The 15,373-nt window shown below is 44.1% G+C and carries 16 protein-coding genes and 1 riboswitch; of the genes, 5 read left to right on the forward strand and 11 right to left on the reverse strand.

What is annotated here, in order from left to right:
* Positions 1-132: 132 nt before the first annotated feature.
* Positions 133-1,170 carry a methyltransferase gene (locus B6K83_RS07800; protein WP_085284367.1) on the reverse strand — a complete coding sequence of 346 codons (1,038 nt, stop codon included), beginning with the start codon at positions 1,168-1,170 and terminating at the stop codon, positions 133-135.
* A 317-nt stretch (positions 1,171-1,487) separates the two neighbouring features.
* A riboswitch (Lysine riboswitch) is annotated at positions 1,488-1,715 on the forward strand.
* Positions 1,716-1,795: 80 nt separating this feature from the next.
* Here B6K83_RS07800 and dapA point away from each other — a divergent pair.
* Genes dapA through B6K83_RS07820 form a run of 4 tightly spaced genes read left to right on the forward strand, consistent with a single transcriptional unit; the run spans position 1,796 to position 5,964 of the window.
* Positions 1,796-2,800 (forward strand): 4-hydroxy-tetrahydrodipicolinate synthase, encoded by a 1,005-nt coding sequence (gene dapA, locus B6K83_RS07805; protein WP_085284368.1) that lies wholly within the window; start codon positions 1,796-1,798, stop codon positions 2,798-2,800.
* Positions 2,800-3,549: a 2,3,4,5-tetrahydropyridine-2,6-dicarboxylate N-succinyltransferase gene (locus B6K83_RS07810; protein WP_085284369.1), complete on the forward strand. Its 750-nt coding sequence runs from the start codon at positions 2,800-2,802 to the stop codon at positions 3,547-3,549. The genes dapA and B6K83_RS07810 overlap by 1 nt, the downstream gene beginning before the upstream one ends.
* Positions 3,550-3,559: 10 nt before the next feature.
* Entirely contained in the window at positions 3,560-4,795 is a 1,236-nt protein-coding gene (locus B6K83_RS07815) for a PLP-dependent decarboxylase (RefSeq protein WP_085284370.1), read from the forward strand.
* 8 nt (positions 4,796-4,803) lie between these two features.
* Entirely contained in the window at positions 4,804-5,964 is a 1,161-nt protein-coding gene (locus B6K83_RS07820) for a succinylglutamate desuccinylase/aspartoacylase family protein (protein ID WP_085284371.1), read from the forward strand.
* 143 nt (positions 5,965-6,107) lie between these two features.
* Here B6K83_RS07820 and B6K83_RS07825 read toward each other — a convergent pair whose 3' ends face one another.
* The 4 genes from B6K83_RS07825 to yjgA all read right to left on the reverse strand — a co-directional run bounded on the left by B6K83_RS07825 (position 6,108) and on the right by yjgA (position 8,792).
* Positions 6,108-6,509, reverse strand: a complete 402-nt coding sequence (locus B6K83_RS07825) for a GFA family protein (RefSeq protein ID WP_085284372.1) — start codon at positions 6,507-6,509, stop codon at positions 6,108-6,110.
* A 147-nt stretch (positions 6,510-6,656) separates the two neighbouring features.
* Positions 6,657-7,019, reverse strand: coding sequence for a VOC family protein (locus B6K83_RS07830; protein ID WP_085284373.1), 363 nt, complete (start codon positions 7,017-7,019; stop codon positions 6,657-6,659).
* Between the two features lie 110 nt (positions 7,020-7,129).
* The gene (locus tag B6K83_RS07835; RefSeq protein ID WP_085284374.1) at positions 7,130-7,711 is read right to left on the reverse strand and encodes a hypothetical protein; all 582 of its coding nucleotides are present in this window, start codon (positions 7,709-7,711) and stop codon (positions 7,130-7,132) included.
* A gap of 562 nt (positions 7,712-8,273) precedes the next feature.
* Positions 8,274-8,792 carry a ribosome biogenesis factor YjgA gene (gene yjgA / locus B6K83_RS07840; protein ID WP_085284524.1) on the reverse strand — a complete coding sequence of 173 codons (519 nt, stop codon included), beginning with the start codon at positions 8,790-8,792 and terminating at the stop codon, positions 8,274-8,276.
* A 105-nt stretch (positions 8,793-8,897) separates the two neighbouring features.
* On the opposite strand from yjgA, the gene pmbA reads away from it, so the two are divergent.
* Entirely contained in the window at positions 8,898-10,253 is a 1,356-nt protein-coding gene (gene pmbA / locus B6K83_RS07845; protein ID WP_175474821.1) for a metalloprotease PmbA, read from the forward strand.
* Between the two features lie 99 nt (positions 10,254-10,352).
* Here the strand turns inward: pmbA and mgtE are convergent, their stop codons facing one another.
* The 6 genes from mgtE to B6K83_RS07875 all read right to left on the reverse strand — a co-directional run bounded on the left by mgtE (position 10,353) and on the right by B6K83_RS07875 (position 15,315).
* Positions 10,353-11,714, reverse strand: coding sequence for a magnesium transporter (gene mgtE, locus B6K83_RS07850; RefSeq protein ID WP_085284375.1), 1,362 nt, complete (start codon positions 11,712-11,714; stop codon positions 10,353-10,355).
* A 146-nt stretch (positions 11,715-11,860) separates the two neighbouring features.
* Positions 11,861-12,139 (reverse strand): HPr family phosphocarrier protein, encoded by a 279-nt coding sequence (locus tag B6K83_RS07855; RefSeq protein ID WP_085284376.1) that lies wholly within the window; start codon positions 12,137-12,139, stop codon positions 11,861-11,863.
* Entirely contained in the window at positions 12,132-12,998 is an 867-nt protein-coding gene (gene rapZ, locus B6K83_RS07860) for an RNase adapter RapZ (protein ID WP_085284377.1), read from the reverse strand. The genes B6K83_RS07855 and rapZ overlap by 8 nt, the downstream gene beginning before the upstream one ends.
* Before the next feature lie 3 nt (positions 12,999-13,001).
* The gene (gene ptsN, locus B6K83_RS07865; protein ID WP_085284378.1) at positions 13,002-13,454 is read right to left on the reverse strand and encodes a PTS IIA-like nitrogen regulatory protein PtsN; all 453 of its coding nucleotides are present in this window, start codon (positions 13,452-13,454) and stop codon (positions 13,002-13,004) included.
* A 30-nt stretch (positions 13,455-13,484) separates the two neighbouring features.
* Positions 13,485-13,772, reverse strand: a complete 288-nt coding sequence (gene hpf, locus B6K83_RS07870) for a ribosome hibernation promoting factor (RefSeq protein ID WP_085284379.1) — start codon at positions 13,770-13,772, stop codon at positions 13,485-13,487.
* A gap of 34 nt (positions 13,773-13,806) precedes the next feature.
* Complete coding sequence (locus B6K83_RS07875; RefSeq protein ID WP_085284380.1) at positions 13,807-15,315, reverse strand: RNA polymerase factor sigma-54; 1,509 nt, start codon at positions 15,313-15,315, stop codon at positions 13,807-13,809.
* Positions 15,316-15,373 lie beyond the last annotated feature (58 nt).

Genomic DNA, 15,373 nt, shown 5'->3' on the forward strand with positions numbered 1-15,373 from the left:
TAGCATGGCAGAATAAACCCTAGGAATAATAGTTGCTAAATTGATTGTAGAAAACCTTTTCGTTTTCAACAATCATTATTTTTGCTAAACGGATCAATAAATTAACTCAATTGATTGTCAGCTTGTCTGATATTAAATTTGGCATTGATAAACCGCAAAACCTTTTTCTATGGTGAGAGTGTCGGTTTTCCCTATCATTCGCTCCATAATTGGCGGATATTTTAAAAAGCTATTGGCGACAATGGTGATACACGCGTTTATGGCTAAATGCGGTTTAATGTTAGATAAAAAGCTTTCTGTGGCCGCATAATGAGTGTTAACCCCTTGATGAAATGGCGGATTAGAAAACACAAAATCATATTTACCTGTTACATCAGACAAGCTGTTAGAGGCGATACATTGACCATGCAATTGATTACGCTTGAGTGTAGCTTGTGCTGAATGCAAGGCTAAGGCACTTACATCCACTAAGGTTAATTTTGCTTCGGGCGCTAAGATACCGATATAGGCAGCAATGACACCGGCGCCACAGCCAAAGTCCAATACTTGCCCCGCAATGTTATTTGGCAAATGTTTTAAGAGTACTTGCGTGCCAACATCGAGAGATTTTTGGCTAAATACCCCAGGCAATGCCACTACTTCTAGGGTTTTGTCTGCTACTTGTACTGGATAATATTGATAAAAGTCTTGAATGTTAAACGTGGGTAACTCGGCTTTGAATCTACCAATATACATAAGGCAGTGGCGTGCGGCGTCGACTTTATGAGAAAAGGCTAAGTAGTCAGCGCTGAGCTTTTGTACCGACTTGATACCAGCTTTATTCTCGCCAACGATAATAATGACTGCGTCTTCGCGCATAGCACCTGCCAGCATAGCTAAAGTAAAAGCCAATTCTGCTTTACTTTTTGGAAAGTGAATAATCACCATATCATGTTGGTTTTTCGCGTGGTACTCAGCAGAAAAATGACTTTCTAGGCGCGTATTTCCTAAACGCTGCACCGTTTGATATTCGGCGTAATTGCTATGATAACTATCCATGCAGGCCTGAGGATATTGCGTTAAATACGCGTTAATAAAGCCATCATCGGCAATATTCACCAACAACGGACGTGCGGCAGCTAATGCGTCAATATTACGAATTAATAATTGGTTGATATTGCTTATGGCCATGGTGATACTCGAAAATTTACTTATTGTTAATGTTTTACAGTAGCTTAACTCTATATTCTAACTGTCAAAAGCAGCACAGTTCTGATTGCAGCCAAGCAGTTGCCGCTATTCTACGCGAATTAATTTATCACGCCATCATTAGTGCGCTTGTCGCAGATTTTGTGTTTTATTTTTCATCGATGTTGATAAAGCAGTAAATGGCAAAAAAACTCAATATACGTTTAGACGTCTATTGACGACTCTTAGATTAAAATGTTTTAATATTTGTGTCCCTTATTCCAGTGAGATTAATCTAATCGATTGATCAACGTCACGAAAGGGTCAGAAGAGGTGCGTTAACCAGGTAGTTATTGTGAAGAGATCAAACTCTAGTGAGCAATAATGAGGGGGTTTATCGCCGAGGGCAGGGTATTTTTGATGATGCAATGTCCGGTTGTTTAAGCTTGATGATCAATACATGGTAATCAAGTTTTATACCAATACAGTATTGGTATTAGGTTGAATCCTAGCAACTGTCACCGATTTGGTGGAGAGCTTCTGGCCTTTGTGTCGGCCAAGCTTCAGCCATGAAACTTGGTTGCTACAAGCGCCTAAAAGTTCTCCGAACGACATGAGTTCGAGAGCAATGAATCAAAATACAATATTAGAAAACACCGACACCGCAGAGCCCCCCATACTCTGGACGGCTTTGATCACGCCTTTAGATGATAATGGCGATATAGATTACCCGAGTCTTGGCAACTTAGTATTAGCGCAAAACGCCGCCAATAATGGCATTTTATTACTCGGGAGTACTGGCGAAGGGTTAGCCTTAACTTACTCAGAACAATTAGCGATAGTTGAATATGTTTGCGCCATGACAGTGCAAGTACCGCTAATGGTGGCGGTTGCTGGTTATAATCTTAGCCAACAACTGGCTTGGATAGCCAAGTGCAATACCTTAGCCATAGATGCCTATCTACTGACTAGCCCAATTTACGCTAAGCCCGGGCCTATCGGACAAACGCAGTGGTTTAATCAATTACTCGATGCCGCTGACTTGCCCTGCATGCTGTATAACGTGCCGTCGCGCACCGGTGGCGAAATTGCGTTGTCAGCGCTGGCGCAAGTGCAAGGTCACCCAAACTGTTGGGCGTTAAAAGAAGCCAGTGGCGATCTCAATAAGTTATTGGCCTATCGCCAACACTGTCCTGACATTGAGCTATACAGTGGTGAAGATGCCATGATGCCATTTTTAGCTGCCGCTGATGTTAAAGGCTTAGTGTCGGTGTCGGCGAATGTCTGGCCGCAAGCAACAAAGCGTTATGTTGAACTGGCTTTAGCTCAACAAACTGATGGACTTTTCCAGCTATGGTCGCCAGCGATTGCGGCCTTGTTTCAAGTCACCAGCCCGATACCGGTGAAAGTCCTGTTGGCACAACTCAAGCGCATTAGCTCGGCCACCTTACGTTTGCCGTTATGCCAGTCTGAAATTTCAGCAAACCATGGCTTAATGACAATACACGAAGACATTCAGCAGTGGTGGTTAGCGCAACCATCTGCGCCGCTAGCGACAGCGCGATCGGCTAGCCAGCATGCGACCGCCGTTAATCCTAATTTAATAACCCCGAATCTAAGAGCAATCAACTGATGACCTGGCAACAAACATTAACCGAACTTGAGCGCGGCAGTATTCGCGCGGCAGCACAAAACGAACAAGGACATTGGCAAGTGAACAGTCAGGTAAAACAAGCGATATTGGCGGCATTTAAAGCCGGCAATAATGTTGAGTTTGACGGTATTTATCATGGCTTTGTTGATAAGCATAATTTACCGGCTCGAGCCTTTAGCGTGGCAGATAAAGTGAGAATGGTGCCGGGAGGTTCATCGGTGCGTCGTGGTGCCTATGTTGCGTCTGGGGTGATTATTATGCCGCCGGCATATATTAATGTTGGCGCCTATGTTGACACTGGCACCATGATAGATAGTCATGCCTTAGTGGGCTCGTGCGCGCAAATTGGCAAAAATGTTCATGTGTCTGCGGCAGTGCAAATAGGTGGTGTGTTAGAGCCTATTGGTGCCAGCCCAGTGATCATTGAAGACAATGCCTTTTTAAGCGCGGGTGTGATTATTGTCGAAGGCATTGTGGTGAAAAAAGGCGCGGTACTGGCGCCAGGTGTGGTGCTTTCAGCATCTGTACCCGTTTATGACTGTGTACAGCAGCGACAATTGCCTAAGGGCGCAGCAATCCCCGAAAACGCCATTGTAGTACCCGGTACCCGCCCTGTTGCAGGGGCGTGGGGGCAGCAGCAAGGGTTAAACATGGCCTGTGCATTAATTGTTAAATACCGTGATCAACAAAGCGATGCCGCATTAGCGCTTGAATCTGTGCTGCGTTAGGAGAAAACACATGAGCCAAAATACTTTACCTACAACCGCACACTGGCTAAGCCCGCATGTGCAGCAAGTACTGCGTGATCATCAGCCGCCACAAAATGAAGAGGGCTTATTTCTGTATGACTTAGATCACCTTGAGCAGCACATTAAGGCGTTAATGCAACAAGACGTTGTTAAGCTTTGGTTTGCTGTAAAGGCAAATCCTTTATCTCGGGTGATAAAAACCTTAGCACAGCAAGGCATGAACTTTGACGTTGCTAGTCAAGGAGAGTTAGCGCAAGTGCTAGCGCAAGGTGTTGATGCCAGTCGGATACTTAATACTGGTCCCGCCAAGTCAAAAGCACAGTTGCAGGCCTTTTTGCAACAAGGGGTGCGCACTTTTGTGATCGAGAGCATCAACCAATTAACTTGGCTCAATCAAGCAGCTACTGAGCTAGGTTGTCAGCCACAAGTGCTATTACGCGTTCAGTTACAATGGCCAGCAGCAGAAAAGAATCCGCTAGGAGGCAATGAAATCACCGCCTTTGGTTTATCTTGTCAGGCATGGCAAAGCATCAAGGTCAGTGATTTTCCAGCGCTAAATATCAATGGCTTACATATTTTTCAGTGGGGTAATATGCTCAGTAATGAGCGCTTGTTTACACTCTGGTCAGCCATGATCTCACCACTACTTGAGTTAGCAGCACAAGTGCAAATGTCACTTGAGGTGCTAGATCTCGGCGGTGGCTTAGGTGTGGATTACCAACAAGCCGGGCAGGGCTTAAGTTGGTCAAGGGTGATCGCCGATTTGGCGATCATAAAAGCCCGTGCTGGGGTTAGTGAACTTTGGTTAGAACTAGGTCGCTATGCGGTGGCTGAAATGGGCTATTACCTGACCACAGTGGTTGATCGTAAACAGAATTTCAATCATCAGCAATTGGTGCTTGCCGGTGGTATTAATCATTTGTTGCGCCCCGCCATTACAGGGCAGCCGTTTCCGGTAACCTTACTGCGCCCGTCACTTGCTAACCTTGTCTCTTTTCATCTTCATGGCCCGCTGTGTACCAGCTTAGATAACTTAGGTCAGCTTGCCATCGCGGGTGATGTTGATGTTGGCGACCAGCTAGTGTTTGCTTTGGCCGGCGCTTATGGGTTTAGTGAAAGTATGCCGTTTTTTCTCTGCCATCAGATTGCCGCTGAATATGTTATTGAACGCGGCACTATGACACAAGTGCGCCCCGCAGTGCCGGCAAATGTTTATTTACGTTAAGGCTTATTATGAATGATATAAATGTTATTAAAAAAGATGTGATGCACGTAGGAGAAATGGCCAGTGGTGCGGCATTAACCGTGCCTGTGTATCGCATTCAAGGTCAAGGGCATGGACCGAGTGTCTATATTCAAGCCAATATGCATGGCGCAGAAGTTCAAGGTAATGCCGTTATTTTTCAGTTGCTTGAGCAGCTAAAGCATATTCGTTTAAATGGCGATATTACCTTAGTGCCTTATGCCAATCCGGTTGGCTGTAACCATAAAAATGGTGAATATACCTTAGGCCGCTTTGACCCAATTACCGGCGTTAATTGGAATCGTATGTATCATTATGACGACACCAATATTGCCGCGTTTGCCAAAGCACATCAAACGGCGTCGGTGGCGGATATTGAACGCGCATTTAAAAGCGAAATGATCGGGCAAATTGAGCAAAAGTTAAACCATAACATTTATGGCTTAACCACAGGCCAGCGCATTGCTTATCAATTGCAACGCTTGGCACACCAAGCCGATATCGTGTTAGATCTCCATACTGGGCCTATTTCCAGTAAACACTTATATTGTCCGGAATACGCTCGCGCAAGTGCCCACTATTTTGATATTGAGCATGTGCTATTTATTCCTAATGGCTTTGATGGTGCGCTAGACGAGGCCACGTTTTGTCCTTGGTGGCAATTACAGTTAGCCTTTGCTGCTTTAGGTCGCGATTTTCCTATAACTCGAGCGGATACTAGTCAAGGTAAAGACCTGATCATAAAAGAAAGTTTTACCGTAGAGTTAGGGTCACAAGAGCAGATAGATCTTGCGCTAGCACTTGAAGACGCCCGCGGCATTTTAAGTTACCTGCAATACCAAGGTGTAATGGCCAGTGATGAATTTCAGCCGAAAACCATGCGTCGTTACAGTTGCATGTTAAAAGATTATAAAGCACTTTATTCGCCAATGGGCGGTATGGTGGATTATTTAGCTGAGTTTGGTAAGCCGCTGCCGGCTGGGCAACCGCTGGCGCGTATTTTACGGATGGATAACTATGGCGACGGCGAGCCTCTACATGCCATTAGTTTAGATCATAGTGTCATTCCCATTTTACACTTTGCCTCAGCCAGCGTGAATCAGGGCACTGAGCTTTATAAAGTCTTTAGCAAGTACAGTATTTTAACCTAACAGGTATTATAGCTTTGTGCTTTTAATCACAGCTTGAGCTGCCAAAACAACTGCTGAGGTAAAAACACACTCAGCGGTTGATTTGCATAAATAATTGGAGCCTAGCTGCGTACGCTAACAGACACGATTGTTTTGAGGGTAAATCACTCTGGTAAACCCTCAAATTGTGCCACGCTCGCTAATGCTAAATCCCAAGAGGCCTTACTGGATGAAAAGATTTGCGCTGTTGGCAATACAGTGACTTCAGTGTCTAGACACCCTGCGGGTACGACAAGCAAGCCTGCGAACTGAGTATTTGGCAGTGCTGAACCACAGAGCTTACAAAAACTTTTACTGTGACGAGTTCCTGCCAGCGTAAAGCAAGTTACTGTATCTGCGCCCGACTGCCAGCTCAATTTGGCGGTTTGTGAAAATAGGTTTGCCGCATAAGCCGAGCCTGTATCCTTTTGGCAGTAATGACAGTGGCACAAATAAAAACTGTCAAATTCACCTTTAATGGTAAAACTCACTGCACCACACAAGCAAGACCCCAAATGTTCAGTCATTGTACTCTCTCCTTTGCCTGCGACTTAAAAGCAGTTAACAGGTTACTTAGTCTAAAAACGTTCGCTAAAATCAGAAAAACACTAATCAAAACAAATGGTTGGCATCCGTTTTAGCAACTTGCTATGTTAACAATGTTAGCGCTTTTTTTACGCAATTTGCTCGCTAGCAATAAACTCGGTTATTTGCCAAAGCTCACCAGAAGGACCCCATAGCAAAATAACCTTTCCCCAGCGCTCTTCCTGAATTGGCTTATATTTAAAGGCAAAGCCTTCTAAGCTTGCTATACGCTGATACGCTTCATTAATATCTAACACTGACAATTGCAGCACCAAGTTATTGGCTAAGTCGTGATTATAAAATCTTTGCAAAAAGAAATAGCAATCGCCATTTTCGAATAATGTCAGCTCTTCAGAAACATAGTCCATTTTAAATCCAAGCGCTTGGTAAAACGATTTACTCGTTTCGTAATCTTTACTTGGAATAAATACTCTGATGTCGTCTACTTGCACTATGCTCTCCTTGGCAGTTAAGGCCTCAATAATGGGTTAAGAATTGTTGGTTAAATTGTGCGCAATGGAAATAGCCAAGGCTGCATGTCTTGGTTTATTAGTTTGATATTTTACGATTTTTTTATTATCGCGTGGTACTTTTTAATTGTTTCTTCTACTTTTTTAACGACATTACTGCGATCAGTTGGACAATAACGAAACTCTCTCATTTTGTATTGTTCCGTTTCGGGTTCCCACATAGCAAAAGCTTTTTCGCGCAAAGGTTCAGGGCATAGCGCAATAACTTGTGATTCATATTTTAATATCAGCTCTATTTTTTGAACGGCCTCTTCATACCTAGCATCAACGTCTTCACCATCTATTGCATTCCCCATTAATAATAAAAGGGCACCTGTAGCTAAAGCATTGCCTGATATTTTCGCGGCAACTTTTAAAACGCCTTTAATTGATAAAGAGCCTTGTTCAATTTTGACTACAGTAAACTCAAACCTATCACCAAACTCTTGATGTAGTACTTCAGCCACCCTTACTAAGTGTGGCTGAATATAAAGCCGCTGAATTTCACGTAAGCTATCTGTTGAATAGTCAAAAGCTCCGTCTATATCATACAATAAACTAAACTCACCAATTTCAATGAATTCGGTTTTCTCCTTAGGCTCTGGCGTTGGCGCCGTTGCTACTGCTCCACTCATAACTCAATTCCTTCTTTAGTAGGGTTAATAACCAAGCAGGCACTTGGACACTAAACTTTGGCAATTGCTGTTTAGTCGATTCAATTAAGCGGTGAAGTATTGCTCACTGGCAAAACAAAGCTAGCGGTTGTATCCGCGCTGCATGAAATGTTGGGGTACGCTAGCGTTCTCGACTTGCGGCAACCTTGCCATTGCGATACTCCTTTAAATCCAATGCTCAGACAAACTATAGCGCATAGATTCAAGGGTGAGGTTTAATTTTAACCTGACGCCAATAATTTTGACCGCTATATCAGGTCAGTGGTCACTAGGTGCGTCAAGGCTATGGTTTGCTATCGTATCTATCGGCGCATCAACCTAGCTCACTTGCGCCTTGCTGGTTTAATAGCAGGAGTAAGGTTTGATAATGTTAAATATAAACGTTGATATTCGTGTATTTAAGAGATTGTGTTGGGGGAGGGAAACTTGAGTGACTAAATTATAAGGAAGTGTTTGCTGCCTTGTTCATAGGCTTTACAGCAATGAGTAGCCGTGCTCATTGCTGTAAAAATCTGTAATATTGTTAAAAAATAACGTGCTCTTTTAAGTAATTAAATAAATCACGGTAATGTTTGCCGACTTTTTCTGCGCTATGCTCTTTTTTAGCATGACGCACTAATTGGCGAAGCTTTTGTCTTTCTAAAGTGTCTACTTCTGCGAGTAGGGCTTCTATGCGTTCGTTTCCTTGCGCAATGACCTCATCGCGCAAATGCTCAAGCTTGGCAAACTTCACTGACTCTTGCTGATGCTTATTGGCCATGACGTCCATGGCGTGCTTAATTGGCTCAAGATCGGTTTCGGCAAGAATTTTCGCAATATGGCGAACATGTCGACGCAACGCTTCATGTTTATTGGTGATTTTATCCGCCAATACCATAGCTTCTTTGAGCTCATCGCTCAGTGGTAACTTACTGCGCTGATGCTTCGACATCTTGACTATGACTAAGGCAAAATCTTGCAGTCGATGCATTTCTCGTTTTATTTCCGATTTACTCGGTAATTCTTCTTCTAATCCATCGATATCGTTGGCAGACTGGGGCATAATATTAGGTAATAAAGTGATAGTTACCTCTAGTATACAACAAAGCGCTACCGGCCAAAACATTCCCGTTGTCGGTATCGTTAAAAAGTGAGAAATAATTAGCCCATGAGCGATTCTGATAGTATTGAAATGCAAATAGCACAGGTGAAAGCACGTGTGAGTGACGCCATGACCTTGGCCAAATCACTAGGCGCTGATGGCGCAGAAGTGGCCATGACTCGTCAACAAGGCCTGAGTGTCAGTACCCGCTTAGGTGAGGTTGAAAATGTCGAGTTTACCAATGATGGCGCTTTAGGCATCACGGTTTATAAAGCTGGGCGTAAAGGTAGCGCATCAACTGCTGACTTATCAGAGCAGGCGTTAACACAAGCGATTACCGCAGCGGTTAACATTGCCAAATACACCTCAGTTGATGACTGCGCAGGTATGGCGGATAAAGCCTTGCTGGCGATGTCACCACCAGATTTAGATTTATATCACCCGAAAGCGCTAAGCACAGCCGAGGCGATTGATATTGCCAAGCATTGTGAAGACACAGCGCTTAGCTATGATGAGCGCATTAACAATTCAGACGGTGCCACCTTGGCAAGCTTTGCCGGCTTTAAAGTTTATGGTAATAGCCATGGCCAGTTAGTGGCTTACCCTAGTACTCGTCATAGTTTAAGTTGTGTAATGATTGCCAAGCAAGGGCAAGATATGCAACGCGATTATGCGTATACCGTCAACCGTGAATTTGCTGCCATGGACAGTGCCCAAAGCATAGGTCAGCACGCGTCAAAAGAAGCGTTGTCGCGTTTAGGGGCGCGCAAGCTAGCCACCACGAAAGTGCCGGTAATGTTTCGTGCCGATATAGCTAACACCCTGTTTGGTCACTTTATTGCGGCCATCAGTGGCGGTAACTTGTATCGCAAATCTTCGTTTTTACTGGACGCCATTGGTCAGCAAGTGTTTCCAGAGTTTTTAACTATTAGCGAACGGCCACACTTATTAAAAGCTTTGGCCAGTAGTGCCTTTGACGCTGAAGGTGTTGCCACTAAAGATCGTGAGATCATAACTGATGGTTGTTTAGCAACGTACTTATTAACCAGTTACTCTGCCCGTAAGTTAGGCTTACAAACTACAGGTCATGCCGGTGGTATCCACAATTGGCAGTTGGCGATGAAAGACAGCGGTCAAGGTGGCGATTTTGACCAGATGTTAAAAACCTTAGGCACCGGCTTGTTAGTTACCGAATTAATGGGGCAAGGGGTCAATGTGGTTACCGGTGATTATTCACGCGGTGCGGCGGGTTTTTGGGTAGAAAATGGCGAGATAGCTTACCCAGTTGATGAAATTACTATTGCTGGTAAATTACAAGATATGTTTGCCGGTATTGTGGCTATTGGTCATGATATTGATATGCGCGGCAGTATCCGCACTGGCTCAATTATCGTCAACGAAATGCAAATCGCTGGAAGTTAAAAGCTGTCAGCTGTCAGTAAAAACAAGGGCATAGTAGCGCGTTTGGTTGTTACTGGCAGCTTTAAACTTACAGCTTATAGCTATGTTTATTGCTCGGATTTATTGCCCTAACAGCAAGGTAGCTGTACCTAAAAACGCGAAGATGCCTACCACATCGGTCACTGTGGTTAAGATGACACTACCAGCTAAAGCAGGGTCGATATTCATCTTTTTTAACAGCAGTGGAATGGTGACCCCAGCTAAGCCTGCTGCGGTCATGTTCATTAACATCGCAAAGGCAATAATACCGCCAAGCATTAAGTTTTGCTGCCATAGAGCTACTACAGTGGCAATCAACACTGCCCAAATCAGACCATTAACAAAACCTATGGCGAGCTCTTTATAGAGCAGAATGCGAGCGTTACTGTCACCAACATGACCTAAGGCAATACCGCGGATCACTAGGGTGAGGGTTTGATTACCCGCCACGCCGCCCATACTGGGCACGAGCGAGTTCAATACCGCTAATATTGCTAATTGGTTTAAAATGCCTTCGAACATACTCGACACGGCAACCGCCATGAGCGCGGTAACTAAGTTAACCCCTAACCAAATTGAGCGGCGTTGGGTACTTTTTAATACGGGGGCAAAGGTGTCGGCTTCGTCATCAAGACCGGCCATACTCATCATGGAATGCTCGGCTTCTTCACGAATAATATCGACCACATCATCAACGGTAATACGACCGAGTAAGCGGCCTTCGTCATCAATCACCGGCGCAGAAAACCAATCATAACGCTCGAATATTTGCGCCACGTCTTTATCTTTCATATCGGCGGCAATAGCTTGAATATCTTGGTCGATTAAGTGAGAGATAATGGTTTCAGCTTTAGCGGTGACAATGGCGGATAGCGACACAGCGCCAATAAAGTGATCTTCGCGATCAACCACATAAAATGAGTCAGTTGCTTCGGGTAATTCGCCCCGTAATCGTAAATAACGCAATACCACATCAACGGTTACATCAGGGCGAATGGAAATGGTGTCGGTATTCATGATACCGCCAGCCGTGTCCTCTTCGTATGAGAGTGCTTTTTCAACACGACTTCTATCTTGCCAATCCATGGCATTTAATACTTCTTGGTAAACACTGTCTGGCAGGGTTCGAAATACTTCAGCTAAGTCATCATCATCCATGCCTTCGGCAACGGCAGCTAGCTTTTCAGGCTGAATATTTTTTAAAATGCCTTTGCGTACTTCTTCGTTAAGCTCTTCAAGTACCTCACCATGATGATCGGCATCAATTAATTGCCAAAGCGCAATACGGCTTTTACTGGGGGATGACTCTAATAGTAACGCCAGATCATAAGCGGGCATGTCTTGCAATAATTTACGGACGTAAACAAACATGCCGCTATCGAGGGCATCATTAACCTGTTGCAGGCGTTGGTGACTGTATTCTTGTTCAGAAACTTCCGGCATATTGCTACCTTGTGCCGCGCTAAAACGGAAATTGAAAATATAACGACGAAGTATAATTATTCGTGTTGAGTTTACCGTAAATTGCTAGTTTTCGCAGCTTTTTTATTGACTTAACACTGGTTGAACTGTCGTTGCGTGCCTTGGCGTTATTCTGCTTCGTTGAATCTATCACTAAAAAGTTGGCACACTTCAGCCAGTGCTAATTCGGCATCGGTACCGGTAGCCTGGACATTGACAGTTTTACCTTGTGCACCGGCAAGCAGTAACAACGCCATAACACTATTGGCATCAGCTTGGTTGTTATCTAGCTCAATGATCACTTGAGCAGAAAATTTTTGACTAAGCTGGGCAAGTTTACAGGCAGCGCGAGCATGCAAGCCTAGCTTATTGATAATTTTGACTTGCCGGCTAGCGCTGTTAGTCATTTTCGTTGGGGGCTTTCGTTGGCAAATCTCGGTGCCGAGATTGTACATCTTTGCGCTCTTTGCGCATGGCATTGGCTAATAATTCCGCAATATAAACCGAACGATGTTTGCCACCTGTACAGCCGATGGCAATGGTAATATAACTGCGATTATTACGCTCTAAATGTGGCAACCAAGTCATTAAAAAGCTGTTAATTTGCCAAACAAATTTAGTGACAATAGGTTGGCTTGCTAAGAAGTCTTGTACTGGTTTGTCTAGGCCGGTATAGTCTTTTAGCTCTTTGTCCCAGAAAGGATTCGGCAAAAAACGGGCATCAAATACATAGTCGGCGTCTTGGGGAACACCATGCTTAAAGCCAAATGACTCAAACACTATCATCATGTTGCCCGACTTTTTACCCAGTATTCGTTCTCTGATCAGGTCGGCCAGTTGGTGTGGTGTTAGCTGACTGGTGTTGATATACAAGTGGGCTCTGCTAGCGATGGGCTCGAGTAGTTTTTTCTCTAAGGCAATGGCTTGGTCAAGCGCTATATTTTGCTTGATCAAAGGGTGCAATCGGCGGGTTTCGCTAAAGCGCCTAATTAGGTCACTGTCATCAGCGTCTAAATAAATTAAGTTTAATTCCACTGCGCTGGGCAAGTAATCGATGATTTCTGGTACATCGTTAGGATCTTTAGGCAAATTGCGCACGTCAAGACTGACGGCAACATTTTCATAATCGTTGATCACGGTATGGGTTAAGGCCGGCAATAAATTAACCGGAATATTATCGACACAATAATAACCGAGATCTTCTAACACTCGCAGCGCCACGCTTTTACCTGAGCCTGAGCGACCGCTGACGATAATGAGCTTCATTTGTTAACTCGCTTGTTGGATTAATTGAAACAATGCTTGATCACTTTGACACTTGCGTACTTGTTTACAAAACTGCTTGTCGCGGAATATTTTCGCAATGTTTTGTAAAGTTACTAAATGGTTTTGACATTCATCTTCTGGCACGAATAAAGCGATGAAAATATCTACATGTCGATGATCAATAGCATCAAAATTTATGGCTTGCTCTGTGGTGATCACTACGGCGACCGGCTTAGTGGCTCCGGCGACACGGCCATGTGGAATGGCGATGCCATTGCCAATGCCGGTTGAGCCCATTCTTTCGCGTTTAACTAGGCTTTCGAGTAATGAATACGTGTCTTGATTTTGTAACTTGTTGGCGGCCAAACTACTTAAATACTCTAAGATGCGTTTTTTACTGGCACCCGGTACTGCACATATTGTGCAGTCCGGCGTTAAAATGTCTTGCAACTTCATAAATTTATATGACCTAAAAGCGACTATGCGCTAATGTTTGGTGATTTTACCTTTGTATTTCAAAATTTGCCGATCGAGCTTATCAATTAAAGCATCTATCGAGGCATACATATCGTTGTGCTGAGCCTTGGCGTGTACTTCGGTACCACTTAAGTGCACGGTAGACTCGGCTATTTGATTAAGTTTTTCAACTGTTAAAACTACATGTACGTTATTAATGTGCTCAAAATGGCGCTCTAACTTTTCAAACTTGCCATTGACATAATTACGTAGTGAGTCAGTAACTTCGACATGGTGTCCAGTAAGATTAATTTGCATATGCGTCAATCCTCTTGTTGGTGAATAAGAACGCCTATAATAGGCTTTTACGTTGATTTGATGGCGGAATCGATAGCGATTCTCGATATTTAGCTATCGTACGCCTAGCCACCTTAATGCCTTGCTCTGCTAAAATATCGGCAATTTTGCTATCACTAAGTGGCTTTGCCGGTAACTCGGCTGAGACTAATTTTTTGATTAATTCTCGAATCGCAGTGGATGAGCATTCGCCACCATTTTCGGTGCTGACATGGCTAGAAAAGAAATATTTTAGCTCGAAAATACCACGCGGCGTGTGCATGTACTTTTGTGTGGTTACACGAGAAATTGTCGACTCGTGCATATCGACGGCTTCGGCAATGTCGTTAAGCACCATAGGGCGCATGGCTTCAGGGCCATGTTCAAAAAAGCCTTGTTGACGTTGTACGATACAATTGGAAACTTTTAACAAGGTATCATTACGGCTTTCTAAACTTTTAATAAACCATTTTGCTTCTTGTAAATTTGAGCGAATAAATTGACTGTCAGCAGGCGATTTCATGGTGCGCGACATGGCGGCATATTGTTGGTTAACCGTTAATTTTGGCGCAGTATCTGGGTTTAATTCTACGGTCCAACGACCGTTTTTCTTTTCTACTGATACGTCTGGGATCACGTATTGCTCTTCGCTTTTTACCACGCTATCGCCAGGGCGCGGATCTAAGCTTTGTATCAAGCGAATTACTTCTCGTAATTGCTCTTCTTTTAACCGCAGTTTACGCATCAGTTGGCGATAATCACGATTGCCAAGCAAGTCTATGTGCTCAGTAACTGCAAGTTTACTTTCGGCGAGCCACGGAGTATCGTCGGCAAACTGGTTGAGTTGAATGAGTAGGCACTCAGAAATTGAGCGGGCGGCTACCCCGATAGGGTCAAAAACGTTGATACGTTTTAGCACCACTTCAACTTCGTCAAGTTCGAGGTCGTCTATGCCGACACTTTCTAATATATCTTCTGCTGATACGGTTAAGTAACCTGCATCGTCGATTGCTTCGATGATAGCGATGGCTATCGCTTTGTCGGTATCGGTAAATGGGCTAAGCTCCACTTGCCAAATAAGGTGATCTTGCAAGGAATCTTTGGTTTCACCTTGGTAAGTGTAATCTTCTGAAGCCGGGCCCATACCCGCGCTACTGGCACCAGCACTGAAGTTGTCATCCCACGTGGTATCGTTGTTTAACTCTTCGGGTAGTTCGGTTTTAGCTAAGCCTTCAGAAGAGCTAATTTCATCGATCGTTGGTGCGGCGTCTTCACTGCCATCAGCGCTATTTTTTTCACTGTTTTCACCAACACTGGCGGAAAATCCTGCTTCTAAATGATCTGGGGTATTTTCTGACGCAGTATCGGGGCTTTCGTCGACTTCTAGCAAGGGGTTACTTTCAAGGGCCTCTTGAATCTCCTGCTGTAGGTCTAGTGTAGATAATTGCAACAGTTTTATCGCCTGCTGCAATTGCGGGGTCATGGTTAACTGTTGTCCAATACGGAGTTGCAGAGTAGGGCGCATTTACGTTTTCTTTTCCCTGTTCAAATACATGATAATTATATTACTGTAGTTGCTTACT

It is taken from the genome of Colwellia chukchiensis, from assembly GCF_002104455.1.
In the GTDB taxonomy this organism is placed as follows: domain Bacteria; phylum Pseudomonadota; class Gammaproteobacteria; order Enterobacterales; family Alteromonadaceae; genus Cognaticolwellia; species Cognaticolwellia chukchiensis.